The 22,680-nt window shown below is 45.6% G+C and carries 15 protein-coding genes; 6 read left to right on the forward strand and 9 right to left on the reverse strand.

Annotated elements, in window-relative coordinates:
* Positions 1 to 81: 81 nt before the first annotated feature.
* Both purR and torD read right to left on the reverse strand, forming a co-directional pair.
* On the reverse strand, positions 82 to 1,086 hold the full coding sequence (gene purR / locus F0232_RS07560; RefSeq protein WP_105057383.1) for an HTH-type transcriptional repressor PurR: 1,005 nt from the start codon (positions 1,084 to 1,086) through the stop codon (positions 82 to 84).
* Between the two features lie 316 nt (positions 1,087 to 1,402).
* Positions 1,403 to 2,050 (reverse strand): molecular chaperone TorD, encoded by a 648-nt coding sequence (torD, locus tag F0232_RS07565; RefSeq protein ID WP_008220069.1) that lies wholly within the window; start codon positions 2,048 to 2,050, stop codon positions 1,403 to 1,405.
* 255 nt (positions 2,051 to 2,305) lie between these two features.
* On the opposite strand from torD, the gene torR reads away from it, so the two are divergent.
* A complete protein-coding gene (torR, locus tag F0232_RS07570; protein WP_008220067.1) occupies positions 2,306 to 3,019 on the forward strand; it encodes a two-component system response regulator TorR in 714 nt (237 codons plus the stop codon).
* 105 nt (positions 3,020 to 3,124) lie between these two features.
* Here torR and elyC read toward each other — a convergent pair whose 3' ends face one another.
* Positions 3,125 to 3,979 carry an envelope biogenesis factor ElyC gene (gene elyC / locus F0232_RS07575; RefSeq protein WP_061032873.1) on the reverse strand — a complete coding sequence of 285 codons (855 nt, stop codon included), beginning with the start codon at positions 3,977 to 3,979 and terminating at the stop codon, positions 3,125 to 3,127.
* A gap of 115 nt (positions 3,980 to 4,094) precedes the next feature.
* Here elyC and cmoM point away from each other — a divergent pair, with 115 nt between their 5' ends.
* The 5 genes from cmoM to fdhF all read left to right on the forward strand — a co-directional run bounded on the left by cmoM (position 4,095) and on the right by fdhF (position 16,132).
* Positions 4,095 to 4,880, forward strand: coding sequence for a tRNA uridine 5-oxyacetic acid(34) methyltransferase CmoM (gene cmoM / locus F0232_RS07580; RefSeq protein WP_105057382.1), 786 nt, complete (start codon positions 4,095 to 4,097; stop codon positions 4,878 to 4,880).
* Positions 4,881 to 5,005: 125 nt separating this feature from the next.
* The gene (gene mukF, locus F0232_RS07585; RefSeq protein WP_105057381.1) at positions 5,006 to 6,343 is read left to right on the forward strand and encodes a chromosome partition protein MukF; all 1,338 of its coding nucleotides are present in this window, start codon (positions 5,006 to 5,008) and stop codon (positions 6,341 to 6,343) included.
* Complete coding sequence (gene mukE, locus F0232_RS07590; RefSeq protein WP_061032871.1) at positions 6,324 to 7,118, forward strand: chromosome partition protein MukE; 795 nt, start codon at positions 6,324 to 6,326, stop codon at positions 7,116 to 7,118. The genes mukF and mukE overlap by 20 nt, the downstream gene beginning before the upstream one ends.
* Positions 7,115 to 11,575 (forward strand): chromosome partition protein MukB, encoded by a 4,461-nt coding sequence (mukB, locus tag F0232_RS07595; RefSeq protein ID WP_105057380.1) that lies wholly within the window; start codon positions 7,115 to 7,117, stop codon positions 11,573 to 11,575. Before mukE ends, mukB begins: the two co-directional genes overlap by 4 nt.
* A 327-nt stretch (positions 11,576 to 11,902) precedes the next feature.
* Positions 11,903 to 16,132, forward strand: coding sequence for a formate dehydrogenase subunit alpha (gene fdhF, locus F0232_RS07600; protein WP_105057379.1), 4,230 nt, complete (start codon positions 11,903 to 11,905; stop codon positions 16,130 to 16,132).
* A 107-nt stretch (positions 16,133 to 16,239) separates the two neighbouring features.
* Here fdhF and F0232_RS07605 read toward each other — a convergent pair whose 3' ends face one another.
* The 6 genes from F0232_RS07605 to F0232_RS07630 all read right to left on the reverse strand — a co-directional run bounded on the left by F0232_RS07605 (position 16,240) and on the right by F0232_RS07630 (position 22,541).
* Positions 16,240 to 17,220, reverse strand: a complete 981-nt coding sequence (locus tag F0232_RS07605; RefSeq protein WP_105057378.1) for an alpha-L-glutamate ligase-like protein — start codon at positions 17,218 to 17,220, stop codon at positions 16,240 to 16,242.
* Between the two features lie 3 nt (positions 17,221 to 17,223).
* Positions 17,224 to 18,729, reverse strand: coding sequence for an inactive transglutaminase family protein (locus F0232_RS07610; protein ID WP_105057377.1), 1,506 nt, complete (start codon positions 18,727 to 18,729; stop codon positions 17,224 to 17,226).
* A gap of 17 nt (positions 18,730 to 18,746) precedes the next feature.
* Positions 18,747 to 19,487, reverse strand: a complete 741-nt coding sequence (locus F0232_RS07615) for an ATP-dependent zinc protease (RefSeq protein ID WP_004741100.1) — start codon at positions 19,485 to 19,487, stop codon at positions 18,747 to 18,749.
* 239 nt (positions 19,488 to 19,726) lie between these two features.
* On the reverse strand, positions 19,727 to 20,698 hold the full coding sequence (gene cmoB / locus F0232_RS07620) for a tRNA 5-methoxyuridine(34)/uridine 5-oxyacetic acid(34) synthase CmoB (RefSeq protein ID WP_061032866.1): 972 nt from the start codon (positions 20,696 to 20,698) through the stop codon (positions 19,727 to 19,729).
* A 90-nt stretch (positions 20,699 to 20,788) separates the two neighbouring features.
* A complete protein-coding gene (cmoA, locus tag F0232_RS07625; protein WP_105057376.1) occupies positions 20,789 to 21,517 on the reverse strand; it encodes a carboxy-S-adenosyl-L-methionine synthase CmoA in 729 nt (242 codons plus the stop codon).
* 139 nt (positions 21,518 to 21,656) lie between these two features.
* Positions 21,657 to 22,541, reverse strand: a complete 885-nt coding sequence (locus F0232_RS07630; protein WP_105057855.1) for a DUF72 domain-containing protein — start codon at positions 22,539 to 22,541, stop codon at positions 21,657 to 21,659.
* Positions 22,542 to 22,680 lie beyond the last annotated feature (139 nt).

The raw sequence follows: 22,680 nt of genomic DNA on the forward strand, positions 1-22,680 counted from the left end.
ATGAAACTAGGTTTATTTTAGTTGCTGATAAAAAAAACGCACCCAAAGGTGCGCTTGATGAAAATAAACTCAATTTATCAGTTAATTTAACGTTTTAACTGTACTACGTTCAACAATTTCTGGGTGCATTTCGAAGACGCGTTTTTCATGGTCTTTGTCTTTAATACGCTCAAGCAGAATTTCGAAGGCGTTCTTACCGACACGGCGCTTCGGTTGGTGAACGGTAGTCAATGGTGGAGAGAAGTACTCAGCCAGTTCGATGTTATCGTAGCCAATGATAGAGATATCTTCAGGGATACGGATGCCTTTCTGCTGTAGGCGGCTCATCAAGCCTAGTGCCATGGTATCGTTGAAGCAGAATACAGCTGTCGGGCGATCTTCCATATCAACAATTTTGTCAGCGGCTAGAACGGCAGTATCACACTCAAAGTTACCTTCGATGATCATGTCGTCATTTGCAGTAATGTTAGCTTCTTCCAAAGCGCGCTTGTAACCAGCGATACGCTCCACACACGCCGCTTTGTCTAAGTGGCCACTTAAACAAGCAATCTTTGAGTGACCGCGGTCGATTAGGTATTTAGTCGCTAGGTAGCCACCTTCTTCAGAGTTATCGATGATCTTATCTGCTTGAGAACTCTCCGGGCCCCAGTCCATGACTACTTTAGGGATGTCAGCGTGACGGTCTAACATCTCTCTCAGTTCTTCAGTTAGGTCTGAACACATAACCAAGATGCCATCTACACGTTTCTCTGCAAGCATTCGAATGTAGTCACGTTGCTTCTCATAGATACCACCCGTGTTACACAGGATCAAAGTGTAACCTTGACGGTAGCAGTAGCTCTCAACACCATCGATAACTTCTGAGAAGAATAGGTTGGTTGATTGAGTCACTAGCATGCCGATGGTTCGTGTTGAATTACACTTCAAACTACGAGCAACAGCACTTGGTGCATAGTTTAATTCGTCTACCGCTTTATTTACTTTTTCTTGAGTCGCTTCTGCAACAAAACGGGTTTTGTTGATTACGTGAGAAACGGTTGTTGTTGATACGCCGGCTAAGCGAGCGACATCTTTTATAGTGGCCATGGTTTTATCCTATTAGAAGCTACTTTCCCCAAAGTACGGAATGAAGTAGCCGTTAAGCTACCTAACTAAGAGCTTAAACGTGTAGGGCTCTTTGGGTACTAAAGTGTTAAAAAACAAAAAACCGCTATTGAGCGGCTTGTCTTAACACCGAAATGCTCTGAAACTTAATAAGCATAGCATTTCGTGAATGTTTCATATTTTATCGTTTGCGGTCACAATTTTAGACTGACTAGAAAATACTCGCAATAAAATTCACCCAGAAATCCGGGTGAATTGTCACATTCTACTGAATTTATTTACCTAGTCATCTAATAAGCTATTCACCAGCCAAATATTGAGTGTCTAATTGACAGAATGCCAGTAGCAGCGATGATACTGATGCATAGAAACCGAACTCATCAACCTCATGACACTTAACCTTGAACTTTGGAATCCAAGTGAGTAGCTGTTGCTCAATAAACTGCTGTTGAACTTCGAACGACTTTTCTAACTCTTCCTCTGATTCTGTTTCATTAGAGCGAATGATTAGGTTACCTAGGAAGTCGAGTTCAATAGCGATGTGGTCTGCTGGTTCTTTTAGATCTTGGTTAACCACTAAGTTGTGCTTAGCCATGATCTCTTCCATCTCTTTTGCTGGCTTATCGTTTAATAGCCCAGTTTCACCGATGTACATCGAAGCGTAGGGAAGGGCACCATGCTTGTCTGTCTTTAGGAATAGGTCACAAAAGTCAGCAGCCAGTTCCAGTTGTGCATCTTCACGTGTTTGTAAGCGGTTTAGTGCATCAACTAAGCTATCAATCGCAGGTTTGAGTGTTTCATTTTCGCCTAAACCAGTTAAGAAAGAACGAATTTCAACAGAGTGGTAGTGGTCAAGTTCATCTTGAGTGAGCTCTTTGGCGAATAAGCTTGATAACCACCAGTAAATTTCTGCTCTTTGCTCATTGAACGCTTTCGTATCTTTCATTACGTAAATCCTGATTTAGTCTTGTGGTGTTTTTTACACACCAAGGCTGATGACGAGGTTATTTGCGAAATGCAAAGTTACTCGTTAGTAGTAATGCCTATATTGAATTGTGCCAGACGACAAATAGCAAGGTTTAAGATTGTCTTGTATCAAAAAAAATCCATGTTTCTGGCATTTATCTACAGTACCACTAGAATTGTTACTAGTTATGAATAGAATAGTCACCGAAACTATTAAATAAGAAAAGTGGTGTAGATGAGCTATCACGTATTAGTCGTAGAAGATGATGTGGTGACCCGTAGTAAACTGGTTGGTTATTTCCAGAACGAAGGGTACACAGTAAGCGAAGCAGAAAGCGGCGCTCAAATGAGAAACGTGTTAGAAGAAAACAACGTTGACCTCATTATGCTGGACATCAACTTACCAGGCGAAGATGGATTGATGCTAACTCGCGAATTACGCAGTCAATCAGACATTGGAATTATTTTAGTTACTGGACGCACGGATAGCATCGACAAAATTGTTGGCCTTGAAATGGGCGCTGACGATTACGTTACTAAACCCTTCGAACTTCGCGAGTTACTGGTTCGAGTTAAAAACCTACTTTGGCGTATTTCTGCCGCTCGTAAAACAGCAGCAGGTGCGGTTGAAGAATCTGAAGATGAATCAGTGGTTCGTTTTGGTGAGTGGACATTTGATATCCCTCGTCGTGCGTTAAGCAAAAACGGTGAACCAGTAAAACTGACGAAAGCTGAATATGAATTATTGGTTGCGTTGTCTTCTTACCCTAACCAGGTATTAAGCCGTGAACGTATTCTTAATATGATCAGCCACCGAGTAGACGCGCCAAATGATCGTACTATCGACGTACTGATTCGACGCATGCGTGCAAAAATGGAATTCGACCCTAAGAATCCACAAATCTTTGTGACGGTCCATGGTGAAGGTTACATGTTCGCTGGTGACTAAGTCTTGCGGGACATGTTAGTCCGCTAGAATAGTAAATATTAAAAAGCCGAGACATCATCAGTGATGTCTCGGCTTTTTTATGACTCAGTCTTTTATGTAGACTGCTTATTGAGGCTGAGCTGCCGAAACGACATTCTCATCTTCAGCTAGGCTCGAAGCTTCAGGCACGACGATTGGCTCTTCTGCAATATCACTGCTGGTGTCTAGCCAGTCACGTAGGCTTTGCCAAACCAACCCCATGGTCTCATGCCAGTAACGCTCTGTCTGTTCAAGATAAATCGCCTTAGGCATGTACTTATTCCAAGGCTCAACAATACCTTCTTGTGCTAGGTAGTTGGTCGGTGCCGGTAATGGTTTCATACCAGCCGCGTTAAATTCGTTGAGAGCACGTGTCATATGGCTTGCTGAAGTCACCAACACCATTCTTTTATTCTTAACGAACGCAGCGGCTTGGCGGGCTTCTTCCCAAGTGTCTTTGGCTGTTTCCAGCAGAATGATATCAGGCTTTGCCACACCGAGTGCTAGGGCTACCTTAGCCATCATTCGTGCGTTGCTGACTTCTGTACCAGCGCCGTAGCCAGAAAGAATCAGTTTAGCGCCCGGGTAGAGGCGTAAAATGCGAATACCTTCACTCAAACGCATCAAGCCTGTGCGACTCAGTTCAGATGTTGGTGGGATCTGGTCATCAACGACGTGGCCGCTACCAAGAACCATCACGTAATCGACGGTTTCGTCGACAGGTAAAAATGCAGTGTGCTGCCTTTCCATTGGCATTAATAGTTGACTAGAAACTGGCTGGAAAGCGATTAGGAAAATACCACAGAGGGCTGAGAGGGTAATTAAGCAACCAGTCTTTCTTTTAGTAGTAAACATCACTAGGGCTAAGCCCAGAAATGCGAGAATTAACATTGCTGGTAGTGGCATCAGTAATGAAGACACTACTTTTTTCAGCTCAAACATATCCGAATAGTCCGAAAAAACATCACTTAGTAGTAAAAAGAGACATCGCCTCTTTATTCCTGAAATTCCTGTGACAGAATAGCAGGCACGATAGGACATAATAACTCAAGTAGCCGTGACTGAAGACCGTAATTTCGACGATATTGCCCACAAATTTGCAAAAAATATTTACGGCTCTGACAAAGGAGAGATCCGTCAGATCATCGTATGGGAAGATTTAGAACAAGCTTTGAGCAAGTTTGAAGATTCTACTTTTCCACTGCATGTGCTTGATGCCGGAGGCGGATTGGCACAGATGTCGCAAAAAATTGCGGCACTTGGTCATAAGGTTTCTCTATGTGATCTCTCTTCTGAGATGCTAAAACTGGCTCAAGAAGGGATCACCGAAGCAGGGCTGTTAGAGCAATATCAGTTTATCCATTCTCCGGTACAAAAAGTGGCAGAGCATCTCGACGATAAAGTCGACTTTGTGATGTTTCACGCCGTTATGGAGTGGCTAGCCGATCCTAAAGAAGCACTTGATTTGCTACTTGAACAAGTCAAACCGGGTGGTATTGCCTCGATAATGTTTTACAACCACCACGGATTAGTCCTGAAAAATGTGATTTGTGGCAACATTCCTCATGTATTGAATGGGATGCCACATCGAAAACGGTTTAAGCTGCAACCACAAAAAGGCTTGAAGCCAGAAGAGGTTTATCAATGGATAGAAGACGCTGGTCTAGAAATCTGTGGTAAATCAGGCATTCGCTCCTTCAGTGACTACATAGGTAATATGGAGTACATGGGCGATTACCAATTTGAAGATGTATTGGAACTAGAAAAACAGCTATGTCGCCAAGAGCCATATCTGTCACTAGGCCGTTATATTCACGTTTGGGCTCAAAAACCTGCGCAATAACAGTGATGAATGTGGTAAAAGAAACCACAATATGCGCTATGCAATCGTAAGAAGCCCGCGTTATAAAGAAATAGGCGTCATATCTACTGTGTTTGATATGACGAAGAACAGTAACAGGAACCACAATGAGTGAAATGACTCAAACTGCCGAAGAGCAGCCAATTGATGAGTTGGTGGGCTGGGTCAAGCAGCATGATTTTTCATTAAACTTGCCGCCAGAGCGCTTAGCATTTTTGATTGCTATTGCAGTATTAAGCAATGAAAGGTTCGATGAAGAGCTGGGCGAGGGTGAACTGCATGATGCGTTTACTATCGTCACTCGACTGTTTGAAGATACTGGTGAAGCCTCAGCGTTTCGTGCCAATAATGCAATTAATGAGTTGGTTAAACAGAAGCTGATTAGCCGCTTTACCAGCGAAATTACCGATGGCGCAAGCATCTACCGCTTGTCACCGTTGGCAATTGGTATCTCAGATTATTATTTACGTCACCGTCAGTTCTCTAAATTAAAACTGTCTATCCAACTTTCTATGGTTGCGGATGAAATGGCAAAAGCTATTGAAGCAGCACAGAAAGGTGGAATGCCAGGGCATTGGAGAAAGAACGTTTACGGCGTGCTTAAGTACTCTGTTGGTGAAATTTTCGATCAGATTGATCTTAACCAACGCGTTATGGATGAGCAGCAGCAGACCGTAAAACAGCAGATTGCCGACCTTCTTAATAAAGATTGGCGTGAAGCGATCAACAACTGTGAAGTCTTGCTATCAGAAACCTCAGCCACGCTAAAAGAGTTGCAAGATACCTTGCAAGCGGCAGGTGATGAACTGCAAACACAGATCCTCGATATTCAAGAAATTGTTTACGGCGACGATGAACTCGAGTTTGTTGGCGAAACCCTGTTTGGTCTGCAAATGAAGCTCGACCGAATCACAAGTTGGGGCCAACAAGCGATTGATCTATGGATCGGCTATGACCGTCACGTTCACAAGTTTATCCGTACCGCGATTGATATGGATAAGAACCGTGCCTTCAGCCAACGTCTACGTCAATCTGTGACGGAATACTTTGATGCGCCGTGGCTACTAACTTATGCCGACGCTGAGAAGCTGACGGATCTTCGTGATGAAGCACTAGTGCTTCGTGATGACGAAGTAACAGGACAAGCGCCACTTGACGTAGAGTACGAAGAATTTGAGCAAGTGAACGATCTGCTGTCTGAAAGAATTGCAGATATGTTAAAAGCTCACAAACAGCAAGGTGCGCCAATCGATCTTGGCCTTGTGTTACGCGACTACCTCGCTGAACACCCTCGCACACACCATTTTGATTTAGCCAGAATTGTTGTCGACCAAGCGGTGCGCTTAGGTTACTCAGAGTCTGACTATCAGGCTATTCAGCCAGATTGGCAGGCAATCAACGATTTCGGTGCAAAGGTACAAGCCAATGTCATTAACAAGTACTGATGATTACATGCCAGAGAAACTGGTAAAAGCGATAGCGAACCCACTGTTCCCTGCGCTAGACAGCATGCTGCGTTCAGGTAAGCATATTTCAACAGAAGACCTAGATAACCACGCGTTACTATCTGATTTTGAAGTTGAGCTTCAGCATTTCTACCAACGCTACAACACAGAACTTGTGAAAGCTCCGGAAGGTTTCTTCTATCTGCGTCCGCGTTCTACGTCTTTAATTGGTCGTAGTGTGTTGTCTGAGCTAGACATGCTTGTTGGCAAGGTATTGTGTTTCTTGTACCTAAGCCCAGAGCGTTTGGCACACGAAGGTATCTTCACTAACCAAGAGCTATTTGAAGAGCTAATGGCACTAGCGGATGAGAAAAAACTCATGAAGCTAGCAACAAACCGTGCGTCTGGTTCTGATTTAGACAAAGAAAAACTGTTTGAAAAAGTGCGTACTTCTCTGCGTCGCCTACGCCGTATCGGCATGTTGATTGCGATTGGCGAAACGGGCAAATTCCGTATCAGCGAAGCGGTATTCCGTTTTGGTGCGGACGTACGTGTTGGCGATGACATGAAAGAAGCTCAACTGCGCCTTATCCGTGATGGTGAGGCTGTGGTGCATACTCAAGAACCTAACCAAGGTAGCTTGTTGAATGAAGAGAAAGCTGAAGCTACATCAGATGTAGATGAAAACGGTCAACAAGATATTTTTAACGATCAAGCTGATTTTGACCTTGAGTCAAACGACGGCGAACAAACAAAAGTAGAAGGTGAAGCATGATTGAAAGAGGTAAGTATCAATCATTAACCATGGTCAACTGGAACGGCTTCTTCGCACGTACTTTTGATATTGATGGATTGGTTACAACGCTTTCTGGCGGTAACGGTGCAGGTAAGTCGACCACAATGGCGGCATTCATTACAGCACTTATCCCTGACCAAAGCCTTCTGCATTTCCGTAACACAACGGAAGCAGGCAGCTCACAGTCATCTCGTGATAAAGGCCTTTACGGTAAGCTTCAGCCAGGCGCATGTTATGCAGCGTTAGATGTGGTGAACTCTCGTAACCAACGCCTACTGTTTGCAGTAAAACTGCAGCAAGTTGCTGGTCGTGACAAGAAAGTAGACATCAAGCCGTTCGTTATCCAAGGTCTTCCAAGCCATGTGAAGCCAACGGATGTATTGATTCAGAACGTTTCAGACAGTCATGCTCGTGTATGTCAGCTAAATGATGTGAAGGCCGCAGTTGCACAATACGAAGGCGCACACTTCAAAGCGTTCTCTTCGATTGTGGATTACCACTCACAGATGTTCGAATACGGTGTGGTACCGAAGAAACTGCGTAACAGCAGCGACCGCTCTAAGTTCTACCGTCTGATTGAGGCATCACTTTACGGTGGTATCTCAAGTGCTATTACACGTTCTCTGCGTGATTACCTTCTGCCGCAAAATGGTGGTGTGAAGAAAGCATTCCAAGATATGGAATCGGCACTGCGTGAGAACCGCATGACGCTAGAAGCGATCAAGACAACTCAGTCTGATCGTGATTTGTTCAAGCATTTGATCACTGAATCGACTAACTACGTGGCGGCAGACTATATGCGCCATGCGAACGATCGTCGCAATAAGTTAGATCAAACCATGAAGTTCCGTGGTGAACTGTTTGGTTCGCGTGAAACTTTACTTGAGCAAAACAACCTGTTGAATCGAGTTCAAGAAGAACTTGAGTTGCTGGTGGATCAAGAATCGTCTCTAGAACAAGACTACCAAGCGGCTTCGGATCATCTTCAATTGGTTCAAACTGCACTTCGTCAGCAAGAGAAAATTGCTCGCTACAGCGAAGATCTAGAAGAGCTTAATGAGCGTCTAGAAGAGCAGATGATGGTGGTTGAAGAAGCTCAAGAGCGAGTACTTCTTGCAGAAGAGCAGGCAACCATTACTGAAGAAGAAGTGGATAGCCTGAAAACTCAGCTTGCTGATTACCAACAAGCATTGGATGTTCAGCAGACTCGCGCACTTCAATACCAGCAAGCGGTTCAAGCATTAGAGAAAACCAAGCAGTTGCTAGGTGATGAATCTATTACGGCAGAAAGCGCATTAACCTTGGTTTCTGAGCTAAAAGCACAAGAAGAATCAAGCACTCAGACGCTACTGTCTACTAAGCACAAGCTAGACATGTCTTCTGCAGCTTCTGCACAGTTCGACAAAGCATTGTCTTTGGTTAAGAGCATCGTTGGTGACGTTGAACGTAAAGAAGCGTCTCACTGCGCTAAGCAAGCTCTAGAAAAAGGTCGTAACGCGAAACACGTTGTTGAGAACGAACAGCAATGGCGTGCTCAACACCGCGACATGGCTCGTGATGTAGCACAGCAGCGTCAAGCAAAAGAGCTGGCGACTGAATACCAAAAGCAACACAACATTTCACTGACTGACGAAGCGGTTTTCGACGAAGAGCGCGAACGTCATGCAATGCAGATCGAAACGCTTGAGTACGCTCAAGAAGAGTTACGTGAAGCGAAAAGTGAACAGCGTCGTGTACAACAAAACCACGACCAAGAGATTCAAAAGCTAGAGTCTATTGCTCCTGCTTGGATCACAGCAAACGATGCGCTTGAAGCATTAAGAGATCAAACCGAAGCTGAGCTAGAAGACAGCCAAGCGGTGATGACGCAAATGCAACAAGTGCTTGAAGATGAAAAGTCTCAAGCGGTGGCTAAAGATCAACTGGCAACTCGCCGAGCTGAACTTGAGCAAGAAATTGAGCGTCTAGCATCACCAGGTGGTTCTAACGATCCTCGCTTGAAAGGCTTAGCGGACACCCTTGGTGGCGTGTTGCTTTCAGAGATCTACGACGACATCACAATTGGCGATGCGCCATATTTCAGTGCGATGTACGGCCCAGCTCGTCATGCGATTGTGGTTTCAGATCTTGATGGCATCAAAGAGAAACTGGTTGATCTTGATGATTGTCCTGAAGACCTTTACATCCTTGAAGGTGATGTTGACGCGTTTGATGACAGCTCATTCAATGCCGATGAGTTAGAAGGCGCGGTGTGTGTTCAATTGAACGATCGCCAAATGCGTTACTCTCGTTTCCCTGAGATCCCACTGTTTGGTCGTGCGGCTCGTGAGCAGCGTTTAGATAAACTGCGAGAAGAGCGCGATGTGGTTGTTGAGAATCACGCGAAAGCTGCGTTTGACTCTCAAAAGCTGAATCGTTTATACCAAGCATTCAACAGCTTTGTAGCGAAACACCTGCACGTTGCGTTTAATGCAGATCCAGAGCAAGCACTTGCAGTCGTTCGTGAGAAACGTAACCAAGTAGTACGTTCACTGGCTGAACTGGATTCGAAAGAGCAACAGCAACGTAGCCAGCTTCAACAAAGCAAACAGGCGATTGCTGCGCTGGATAAGTTAGCGCCTATGGTTCGTATTCTAGAAGACGAAACGCTCGCTGAACGTTTAGCTGAACTAGAAGTACAACTAGAACGCCTGAGTGAAGCTAAGTCTTACCTGAACACTTATGGCAAAGCGCTTGCGTCATTAGAGCAAATCGTTTCTGCACTAGACGCTGACCCAGAGCAATTCGAAGCTTTGGAAGCTGAGTACCGCCAGGCGGACAACGCGCTACAAACGCTAAAAGGCAAAGTATTCGCACTGTCTGATCTGATTGAGCGTCGTCACTACTTTGCTTACGCAGACTCAGTTGACCTGCTTAATAAGAGCAGTGAACTGAGTGAGCAACTGAAAGCGAAACTGGTTCAAGCAGAACAAGCTCGAGCGAAAGGCCGCGATGGCTTGAAGCAAGCTCGCGAACAGATGAACCAGTACAACCAAGTATTGGCAGCGCTGAAGAGCTCGCACCAAGCGAAGCAAGAGACGGTTCAAGAGTTCAAACAAGAGCTTCAAGAGTTCGGTGTTAACGCTGATGAAGGTGCTGAAGAGCGCGCTGTACGTCGTCGTGACGAGCTTCAAGAGCGTCTGCATACTTCTCGTAGCCGTAAGAGCGAATACGAACGTACGATCACCTCAACTGAACTTGAGATGAAAGCACTGGCTAAGCGTCTTAAGAAAGTACAGAAAGAGTACACAGAGCTTCGTACCTTCGTTGTTGCAGCAAAAGCAGGTTGGTGTTCAGTACTGCGTTTAGCTCGTGAGAATGACGTTGAACGTCGTCTACACAAGCGTGAACTGGCTTACCTAACGGCGGGCGAACTTCGCTCAATGTCGGATAAATCACTGGGTGCACTGCGTCTGGCTGTGGCTGACAATGAAGATCTACGTGATTCGCTGCGTCTATCTGAAGATAACGCACATCCAGAGCGTAAGGTTCTATTCTATATTGCGGTTTACCAACATCTTCGCGAGCGTATTCGCCAAGACATCATTCATACGGATGATCCGGTTGAAGCAATCGAAGAGATGGAAGTTGAGTTAGCCCGATTAACAGAAGAACTGACGCAGCGTGAAAACCGCCTAGCGATCAGCTCTGAGTCGGTAGCAAGCATCATTAAGAAGACGATTCAGCGTGAGCAGAACCGTATTCGTATGCTGAACCAAGGCTTGTCGAACATTTACTTTGGTCAGGTTAAGGGCGTACGTTTGAATGTTAAGATCCGTGAAAGCCACGAAATCTTGCTATCGGGCTTAGCGACTCAACAAGAGCAGCATAAAGACTTGTTCGAGACGACTCGCTTCACCTTCTCTGAAGCAATGGCGAAGTTGTTCCAACGTGTGAACCCACACATCGACATGGGTCAACGTTCTCCGCAAGTGCTGGGTGAAGAGCTACTGGATTACCGTAACTACCTAGAGCTAAGTGTAGAAGTTAACCGTGGTTCAGACGGCTGGCTACAAGCGGAATCGGGTGCACTTTCTACCGGTGAGGCGATCGGTACTGGTCAATCTATCCTATTGATGGTTGTTCAGAGCTGGGAAGAAGAGTCTCGTCGACTTCGTAGCAAAGACATTGTTCCATGTCGCTTGTTGTTCCTTGATGAAGCAGCTCGTCTGGATGCGAAGTCTATCTCTACGCTGTTTGAACTGTGTGATCGTCTAGGCATGCAGCTTCTGATTGCAGCGCCTGAGAACATCAGCCCAGAGAAAGGCACGACCTACAAGCTGGTACGTAAGGTCTTCAAAGATCACGAACACGTACATGTTGTTGGTCTGCGTGGTTTTGCACAAAACAAACCTGCATCGCCAGTGCAAGAGCTGATTGAAGAAGCTGAGCAGTAAGCTTTAAGCCGATTTATCGTATCAATTCAAAGCCCCTATTCACTTTATATACAGTGGTAGGGGCTTTTTAATATCTGAAGTCTAATCTCCCTGATTACACCTGCCTTCCTCCAATTGCCTTTATCTTCAACTTAATGTTTTCCATATACAGATAAGACCACTCATACCTTATGGTTATTATCAATGGAACTTGTTTGAGGTCACACGCACAAAGCCATAATTAATGTATGGTAATTACATAGATTAAATAATATTAATAATATTGTATTACTTTATTTTTAATTATTGATAACTCGCAGTGTGCGAAAGGTAAAGGTAGGACAAGCTATGATTCAAATCGTCATTGATGGGAAATTTCGAATCGTCGAACAAGGGCAAACCGTTCTTGAGGCGGCCAAAACATGTGGTTTAGAGATTCCATCGTTATGTGGTTTGAACAAAACAGCGGACAAAGTGCCGTGTGATTTGTGTGTGGTTGAAGTGGAAGGGGTGGGCGTAACACGCTCGTGTGAGCTTGAGGTCGTCAATGGCTTGAACATTACGACTCAATCTAAACAGTTAACGGTTCATCGCCAAGATGCGTTGAATCGAATCATGGCAGACCACTATGCTGACTGTGAAGCGCCGTGCCAAACCGCTTGCCCGGCCGGAGTAGATATCCAGTCTTACCTTCATCACATCGCGCAAAATGATCATACTAAAGCCATTGAAGTGATTAAGAAAACACTGCCGATGCCACTATCGATTGGTCGTGTGTGTCCGGCTTTCTGTGAAACGGAATGCCGTCGAAACTTAGTCGATGACTCTATTGCTATTCGTCAGCTCAAGCGACACGCAGCCGATGCCGATCTCGCTGCTCAAGAGAGCTACATGCCAGCGAAGAAACCCAATAAAGGTAAGAGCATTGCGATTGTCGGCAGTGGTCCTGGTGGCTTAACAGCGGGCTATTACCTATCTAATGAAGGTTATGATGTCAGTGTTTACGAATCGATGCCTAAAGCTGGTGGCTGGCTACGTTATGGGATTCCTGAATATCGTCTACCGAAGTCGATTCTAGATAAAGAAATCGAGCTTATGTGTCGTAACGGAATGGCAGTAGAGTGCGACAAGAAGCTTGGTGTTGATTTCACCTTGTCGGATCTTAGTCGTGACTTTGATGCGGTTTGTTTGGCGGTAGGTGCATCGCAAGCCGTTGAGATGAATTATCCGGGTAGTGATCTCGGAGGCTGCTATTTGGGTGTCGATTACCTGAAAGACTATGTGACTGACAAACATTTTACTACCGGCAAAAAAGTCGCTGTGATTGGTGGTGGTAACACGGCGATTGACTGCGCACGAACCGCAGTGCGTGATGGCGCTGATACAACACTCATCTATCGTCGTACGCGAGATGAAATGCCAGCTGAAGACTATGAAATCGAAGAAGCTGAACATGAAGGTGTGAAGTTCCACTTCTTGACCAACCCGGCAGAGAATATTGCTGATGACAATGGCCATGTATCAGAAATTCGATTAGAACGCATGGCGCTTGGCCCTGCTGACGCTTCTGGTCGTCGTAGCCCTAAACCAACGGGGGAGTTCTTTGTTGAAGCGTTCGATACGGTTATCGCTGCGGTGTCGCAAAAGCCTGACCTAAGCTTCATGGATAACGAAGAGATTGATATCCCACTGACACGTTGGAACACCGCAGATGCAGATCCGCAAACCATGCACACAGGTACGGGCAATATATTTAGTATTGGTGATTTCAGACGTGGTCCAGCGACTGCGGTAGAAGCAGTCGGAGACGGGCGTATTGCTGCGCAAGCGATCGACCGATTCTTCAATGGTGATATGGATAGTATCCCTGCTAAACCGTTTAACTCAAGAAAGCATAAGCAGCTCAAAGCCGTTGATCCCGAGCAGTACAAGTCGATACAACGCATGGCTCGAAAAATCATGCCGGAGCTGACTCCAGAGCAGCGAGAGCAGAGCTTTGAAGAAGTCGAGACTGGCTTTGATAATGCTGATGCAATCGCTGAAGCTGCAAGATGTTTAGAGTGTGGTTGCCAAGCCAATACCAATTGCGACCTACGTGATTACTCGACTGAGTACAAGGCAACTCAAACGCACCCTGAATACAAAATCGATATTGCTTCAAATGAAAGCTGGCAAGCTATTCGAACAGAAGAAGCGAAAGTGGGTTTAACAAGACAGAAGTTTGCTGTCGACAATAGCTCTGAATTTATTATTTTCGATGCCAACCGCTGCATCAGTTGTGGTCAGTGTATCCAGGCGTGTCGTGAACAAAATGTTCATGGCGTTCTAAGCTTCATGAATCAGGCTGGTGGTAAGCCCGCTTCAAGACCTGAGTGTCGCCCAAATTTCGGGGCGAATCAGACTTTAATGGGTGACTCGAACTGTGTTCAATGCGGCTCTTGTATTCAAGCGTGCCCAACTGGTGCGATGGTGGACGCGAGAGATAGAAAGCAAGGTGACACCGACGTTCTTAAGAAGGTCGACACTATCTGCACCTACTGTGGTGTGGGCTGTAAGCTGACCATGCATGTTGACGAAGCGAAGAACAAAATCCGTTATATCGAGGGAGGTAATTCTCCGGTTAACGAAGGCATGCTGTGTGTTAAGGGGCGCTTTGGTTTTGACTTCGTGAGCAGTGATGCTCGCCTCACAACACCATTGATTCGTAAAGATGGTTGGTTGCAACCTGCGAGTTGGGAAGAAGCTATCATGCTCATTGCCGATAAGTTCACGGCGATTAAACAAGGCTTTGGCAGTAATGCACTAGCGGGCTTCTCATCGGCTAAAACCACCAATGAAGATAACTATGCGTTCCAAAAATTCGTTCGTCGTGAACTAGGTACTAACAACGTCGACCATTGTGCTCGCCTTTGCCATGCTTCAACGGTAACTGGGCTTGAAGCTTCGCTGGGCAGTGGGGCGATGACTAATGACATCCCAAGCATCAAACACTCGGATGTCATCTTCATTATTGGTTCTGATACTACATCTGCACACCCTATTATCGGCTCACACATTAAACAGGCGGTAAGACATAACGGTGCTCGTTTGATTGTCGCGGACCCTAAGAGAATTGATATTGCCGATCACGCTGAGCTTTACCTAGCACATCGACCGGGTACTGACGTAATGCTGATTAATGGTGTGATGCAGCAGATCATTAAACACGGTTGGTATGACCAAGAATACATTGATGACCGTGTCGATGGCTTTGATACCTTGCTGCAAGAGGTAATGTCGCCAAGTTATTCGTTAGACAAAGTAGAGCTAGTAACTGGCGTTAAAGCAGAAGACATCTTCGCGATGGCGCGCTTGATCGGTACTGCAAAACGCACGGCGGTGTATTACTCCATGGGTATCACGCAACACACCACTGGCCACGACAACGTTCGATCTATTGCTAACCTGCAACTGTTGTGTGGCAACATAGGTATTGAAGGGGGCGGTATCAACCCGCTGCGTGGACAATCGAATGTTCAAGGTGCTTGCGACATGGGCGCATTGCCAAATAACCTCCCGGGCTATCAGAAAGTGTATAACCCAATGGTTCGCCAAAAGTTCGCGATGGAGTGGGGCATTGCTGATTTGCCGGCTGAAACGGGCTTAACACTGACCGAGATTATTGATGGGGCATGTAAGCGAGATGTGCGTGGTTTATACGTAATGGGTGAAAACCCTGTGCTAAGTGATCCGAATCAAACTCACGTGATTGAAGGGCTTGAAGCGTTAGATTTCCTTGTGGTGCAAGATATCTTCTTAACCGAAACGGCGCAGTATGCGGATGTGGTTCTGCCATCTTGCTCGTTCGCTGAGAAGTCTGGTCACTTCACCAATACTGAGCGACGTGTTCAGCGTATTAACCCTGCGGTATTACCTCCTGGTGATGCGAAAGAGGATTGGGTGATTATCCAAATGCTAGCCAACGCTATGGGTGGTGGTTGGAGCTACGATTCGGTTGCGGACATTACCAATGAGATTGCTCGCGTCACGCCACAATATGGTGGTTTACGTTGGGAAAACATCACGGTTAATGGCGTGCAATGGCCGAGTAACAAGAACAACCCTGACGGTACCCGTATCATGCACCAAACTCAGTTCACTCGTGGGCGCGGTCAAATGGAAGCGATTCCGTTTCGATATGCGGCTGAGCTTCCAGACGAAGAGTACCCGCTGGTACTTACTACCGGGCGTATCCTAGAGCAATTCCATACAGGCACCATGACGCGCAAAACAAAAGGCTTAGATAACTTGGCGGGGCCACGTGCGATGGTCAGTGTTCATGATGCTGAGGCGTTAGGGATTTCCAACGGACAAATGCTCAAGGTGTCGACACGTCGTGGTGAAATTGAAATTGCGGCGTTTGTAACGAAACGAATGCAGCAAGGCGTCGTGTTTATTCCATTCCATTTTGTGGAATCGCCAGTGAACCGCCTGACGACAACGGCAACCGATCCTCATGCCAAGATCCCTGAGTTTAAGGTTGCGGCGGTGCGCATTGATCCCATTCGAGAGTCTGTAATTGAAGTTACAGAGGTTTAGCCCAATCCGTTAAATTGCTGGTACTAAAAAGCCGCGTAACTCTCAGAGCTATGCGGCTTTTTTATTGAGCTCTAATTAGGTGTCCATTGACCTAATCAGTAAATAGCTTAGCTCGGAACAATCTCGTTACCGTGAACACCGAATTGCTTAGCTGCGTATGCAACGCGCTCTGCTGGTTTCGGGTATTCAGCTGGCGTACCAAGGTTCTCAATATGGTGTAAGCGTGGTAGCAGACCTGCGCCGTTCGCGATTTGTATAGCCAAACCTGGACGTGCGTTAAGCTCAAGTACCATTGGGCCTTCTTCTTGGTCTAAAACCATGTCAGTACCCATGTATCCAAGGCCTGTCATTTCCCAAGCGCTTGATGCCAGTGTTAGCAACTTTTCCCAGTGAGGAACTTGCAATAATGCTAGCTCTTTACCTGTATCTGGGTGATGCGTCACCGATTGGTCAAATTGAACCGCTCGTACCGCTTTGCCCGTTGCAATGTCGATCCCTACACCAACAGCACCTTGGTGAAGGTTAGCCTTACCATCAGAAGCAGAGGTTGAAAGACGCATCATCGCCATGACAGGGTAGCCTTTGAATACGATGATACGTACATCTGGCACCCCTTCGTAACTAAAGCCATCGAAACACTCATCAAACTTAATCAGGTTTTCAACAACGGCAACGTCGTTCTTACCACCTAGTGAGAAAAGACCAGCAAGAGCGTTACTGATGTGACGCTCTACATCTTCTTCATTAATGGTAGAGCCAGACGGCTTGGTGTAAACGCCGTCTTTGTGTGAGGTGATGACAAGGATACCCTTACCACCACTCCCTTGAGCCGGCTTGATTACAAAACCAGGCCACTCTTTTACCATCTTATGGATTGTCTTTACTTCAGCTTGGTGACTGATCACGCCGATAAGCTTAGGTACAGTTGCACCAGCTTGTTCAGCGATGATTTTAGTCTTTAGCTTGTCATCAACTAACGGATACTTGGAACGATCATTGTAGCGGCCAATGTAACTATGGTTACGCTTGTTCATTCCCATGATGCCTTTGTCTTTCAACCGAAACGGCGAAGTAAACTGATCAAACATAGCTTAGTCCTCCGTTAGCGGTTTAAAGCGACGAAGCTCAGTCAGACGGTAGCCTGTGTAGTTACCTAGTAACAAGATGGTCGCAAGGATAACCAGTTGTAGACCGATAAAGTTAAACGTTAAGTGTTGAATGAACGGGTTAGTCATACCCAAGTAAACAAGAATCGCAGTGAATAGAGAGCCACCGCCTTGTAGCATTACTTCTTTCGCACCTTCTTCTTCCCATAGGATAGACATACGTTCAATCGTCCAAGATAGGATGATCATTGGGAAGAACGTAATAGACAGACCTTCAGTCAGGCCCACTTTGAATGCCACTACGGTAAACACAGAAATAATCATGATTACCGTGATAATCACCGCGGATATCCTGGCTACCAGTAGCAAGTTAAGCTTGGATAGGTAACTTCGAATCACAAGACCCGTACCGACAATCAGAAGGAAACCAACGATACCTGTTACTAGCTGCGTTTGAACAAAGGCAACCGCAATCAGAACCGGCATGAAGGTACCAGATGTCTTCAATCCGATGATGACTCGTAAGAACACCACGATTAATGCACCAATAGGAATCAGCATGATGGTTTTAAACATCGCTTGCTCTTCTAGCGGTAGGCTGTGAATCGATAGGTTTAATAGCTGGTCTGCAGAGACTTTGCTGTTGGTTGCTTCAGTCGGGGTGACCTCTTGAGCAATCATAGAGAAGTGAACTTTACTGTTTTGGCCGCCAACGACATCTAATAGAGATACGTTTGACTCGTCCCAAATCAATAGGTTTGGTTGAATTTGTTGTTCGCTTGATTCAGGAGAGAATAGGATCCACTGATCGTTGTCCCAAATTTGAATCATGTTCTGGATCGACTGACGACGACGGCCATCTTCTAGCTCGATAACACCAACCACTTTGTTGTGTATTTTCGCTGCCGAAAGTAACTTGTGTGTCGCTTCCACTTTGGTCATGTTGTTCAGAAGCAGCGCAGAGTTTTGGCTATCTGGATCGTTAAGCGTTTTGATTAGCTCACGAGTGAAGGTTAGGTTGTCCGCTGAACGCTTGGTTGCGCGGTCAATTAGTGCAAGAGACGCCGCTTCTTCTGGGCCGTCGAAGCTTGGTTGAGCAACTTCACCTTCTGGCGGGTTTTCAGTAACTTTTGCTTGGCTGTCGACTAAGAATTGAGTCTTGTAGTAAATAGTTTGCGGGCCATCAGCATAACGGATAGACCATTCAGCGCGGCGGCCTGATTCGGTATTCAAGTATGAGATACCGTAGCCTGGTGATGAAGCTGACTCGCTAATAAGTGTGTAGTTAGACTGAGTATGAGGAGCCGCTAATGAAACCTTCGCTTCTTTGCCTACAGCATTGAATTCGATACGTGCTTCAATGTCCCACACCTGCCTGGTTTCCCCTGGGGTCCAAGGAACACCATAGGTCGTATGTCTGAACATACTCAGTGTTATGCCTGCTACAATGAGCAGGAAAATAGAGATATAAAATGGAATTCGTGACGTCATAGCTTACCCTACTATTGTTATTTGGCTTCCGTTTGTACGTACTGTTTACTTACATCTACTAGCGCGATGTCTTTGATAAATTCGCGCCCTAGTAATACAGGGTGACTCATTTGAGAGCGATCCGCCAATGTAAATTGCGCTTTTTCATGGATTTTTCCAACTTTAACCCATAATTCGATCACAGCTCGACGTTCTGCTTGGTCGGTCGTTGACTGACGGATTTTCACATAACGTACAACAGGCGCTTCAATCCATTTTTGATCTTCTGTCGCTTGTGATTTATCAGCTAGGTGGAATCGTACCCAATCTTTGCCATTGCGTTCGAATTCTTTGATATCGACAGCATTCAAAGAGGATGTTGTTGCACCCGTATCAACACGAGCATCGAAGCTTTGTTTGATAGAGTCGATAGATACTTTTTCGATGCCGCCAAGGATTGTAGGCTGTGAAGTCGGAGCAACAGGAGCCGCTGCAACTGCGACTGGCTCTTCTTCTTCCAGTTCTTCAATCACTTTGTGTTCCATGCTGGTTAGGTGAACATCAAGCTGTTGGGAAAGGGTTGTGATTTCGTCTTCTAAGCTTTCAATGTAATCGCTTTGATTGCTTAGTTGCAGTTCAAGATTTTGAACCTTATTTGCGATGTTTGTCTCTGAGCGGGCAATAGCGTCGAGAGTTTCTTGGTGGTAGGCCGCACCGTTAGTTAGGGTACAACCAGAGAGCAAACCAACCGCCACAATTGGCGATAATCGCTTAAACATAAAAAAACCTTTGGGAAATTTGAGAATAGTTCAGACTATTTAGAATTTTAGCCCACAAAAAAGGATGCGTGAAGCATCCTATTGTAAGAGTCTGGTCATATTGAATCGCAATGTGAGCGCTACGCCAATTATTGCTATTTGAGATAGCTTATTTATTAAACACTGATCTGTTTTAGAAAATAAATGAGCTCTAGAGACAAATTTTGTTACGACGCAATTCGGGCTTTTGAATATTTAGTTTATGGCTTGGTTGCGACAAGAATAGCGCGTCTCGGCGCTGGGTGACCTTCAACAGTTTTACTTGGGTCGTTTGGATCTAGGTAATCTGGCAGAGAGTTGTGTGTCATCCACTCTGTCGTGCGCTGCTCACCAATTGTTGTGACATTCTCATCCACGATGCGTACGTCTTTAAAGCCAACTTGTTCAAGCCAGCGTTTCAGTGCGCGAGCAGAAGGGAAGAAGTACACGTTTCTCATCTGTGCGTAGCGATCAACAGGCACTAATACTGCGTTCTCATCGCCTTCAATCACTAGGGTCTCCAGCACTAATTCACCGCCAGACACTAATTGGTCCTTCAGTTGAATTAGGTGATCCAATGGAGAACGGCGGTGGTACAGCACACCCATGCTGAATACTGTGTCATAGGCTTCAAGTTTTGGTAGCTGTTCGATACCCAAAGGTAGAAGGTGAGCACGTTGGTCGTTGCCCATTAACTTGCGAATCGCTTCAAATTGAATCAAAAACAGGTGAGAAGGATCAATACCCACAGTTAAGCGAGCCCCTTCACCTAGCATGCGCCACATGTGGTAGCCGTTACCACAGCCAACATCTAGCACTGAACGGTTCTTTAATGGAGAAATATGTGGAAGCACACGATCCCATTTCCAGTCACTGCGCCATTCTGTATCGATATGGATGTCGTGAACCGTATAAGGACCTTTTCTCCACGGGTGGAACGTCTTCAATAAGCTTTCTAGCTTTTTCAGTTCCCCTGTGTGGTATGGCGTAGAACTACCAATCGTCACTGAATTTTTCAGGTCAACTTGATCTGGCACGTCTTGTGGAATCTTGTTTAACGCACGTAACCAACGATCGAAATCACCGTGCTCTGCATTTTGCCAATCCGTCAGTTGCTGTGGCAAAACGTTAAGCCACGGCTGTAGGCGAGTATCTTGGGCAATAAGTTGATAAAAATTGGCAAAATTAAACATAGTTTTTCACTGAATTGGTGGTGTAAAAGTTATCGTGTCATTCACTACGGTGAGGATGACGTTCTAGTACGAGCTAACCGAGTTTGCGCGCTATTTAATCGCGAACATTGATCCAAAGTTAAAGCATTGGAACCATACTTCGCTGCTTGAGAAGCCAATCTTATTAAAGCGCTCTCTGTGAACAGGGATAGAGTCTGGGCGCATTACGTTTTCAATCGCGCTACGTTTTTGGCTTACTTCAAGTTCGCTGTATCCGTTAGCACGTTTGAAATCATGGTGCAGGTCGATAAGCAGTTCGTTCGAACTTTCATCTTCGAATACGTATTTCTCAGACAAGATTAAGATTCCGCCTGGGTGCAGGCCAGCATGAATTTTTTCAAGTAGGGCGTAGCGATCGTCTGGCGACAGGAATTGCAGCGTGAAGTTAAGTACTACTACCGAAGCGTCTTTGATTTCGACTTCGCGAATATCCGCTTCGATGACTTCTACAGGCGTGTCGCTGCGGTAAGCGTTAACGTGTAATTTACAGCGCTCAACCATCGCTTCTGAGTTATCAATAGCGAAAATTGTGCAGCCTTCTTGCTGGATGTGACGACGCATGGAAAGTGTTGCAGCGCCCAGAGAACAACCCAGGTCATAAACGTTTGAATGCGGTTTTACGAATCGCTCCGCTAACATACCGATAGCTGAGATGATGTTGCTGTAGCCAGGAACCGAGCGTTGAATCATATCCGGGAATACTTCTGCGACCCTTGCATCAAAGGTGAAGTCTCCAATTTTATCAATAGGAGCGGAAAAGATGTTGTCTTTGTTGCTCATGGCATTCTCTCTCGACAGTCAGCGTTATTGGTATAAAACTCGTACCAAATAAAAGGGGGCGTATTTTACGAAAAAATAGGACTGCTGTCACGAAAACTCAGATTACAGCTGAGGATTACTGTTGTACGTACAAGAAGCCTTAAAACATCGAGATTTGATGATTGCCTTTCTGAGCTGGAAATTGCTCCAGGTCAGGTAGTAATAGTGACGTATTTTCAGACACTTGCTGTTGCAATAACTCATAGATGGCGATCGCGAGTTCCGGCGCATGATTGTTGTCTGGAGTGTGGATCATTAGATACGGTTGTTTGCCGTCACTTAACCACTGGGGGATTTTGCTAAGCCAAGGTTTGAAAAATTCGATATTTGGCACTTGGTCAGGGTGACCAATAAAACGGATCATAGGGTTGCTGGCCGTCGCAATGGCGTGAACGGGCACGCGTGGCTTTTTCTGGTGCGCATCGATTACCGCTTCTGTGGTTGGCGGCGCAGAAAAAACAGGGCGACTATCCATAATGATGCGGTTAATGCCTTCTTCCACGAGCCATTGGTTAAAGCGTTTTTCAGCATCGCCTTTATCAAAGAAGCCTAAATGGCGAACTTCAACGCCGAGCTGCATCTCCTTTGGAAACAAGGTGCAAAATTTTTGCAGAGTAGGAAGCATGCTAGGTTCAAAGCTGTGTGGTAGCTGTATGGTCCACTGACCTATGCGATCATGAAGGGGTGACATGGTCATTAAGAACTCTTTGAGCTCGGCTTGGCAGTGTCTAAGCTGTTGCTGGTGGGTGATGAACTTGGGCAGTTTGAAGGTGAACTTGAAGTCATCGTGGCTTGCCGCTTTCCAGTTATGCACGGTAGTCATACTCGGCGTCGCGTAAAAGGTCGTGTTGCCTTCAACGGTATGAAAAACTTGGGTGTATTTTTCTAGGCGTTCCGCAGGCTTTGTACCCTTGCCATAGAACTGGCTTTGCCACTCAGAGTGAGACCACATAGTTAATCCAAGTCTTAGAGGTAAAGTGTCCATCGTTTTTGCACCATTAGTCATCACATTGCTGCTTTTAATCGAAATGAAAATCTACTGTACGAGAGTTTTGCTGATTAAGGTACTTTCGAGATATAATTATCGCAATTTTTTCGGTTTTGATGAATCTTTGCGCACTTGA

Source organism: Vibrio sp. T3Y01 (assembly GCF_013114525.1).
In the GTDB taxonomy this organism is placed as follows: Bacteria; Pseudomonadota; Gammaproteobacteria; order Enterobacterales; family Vibrionaceae; genus Vibrio; species Vibrio chagasii_B.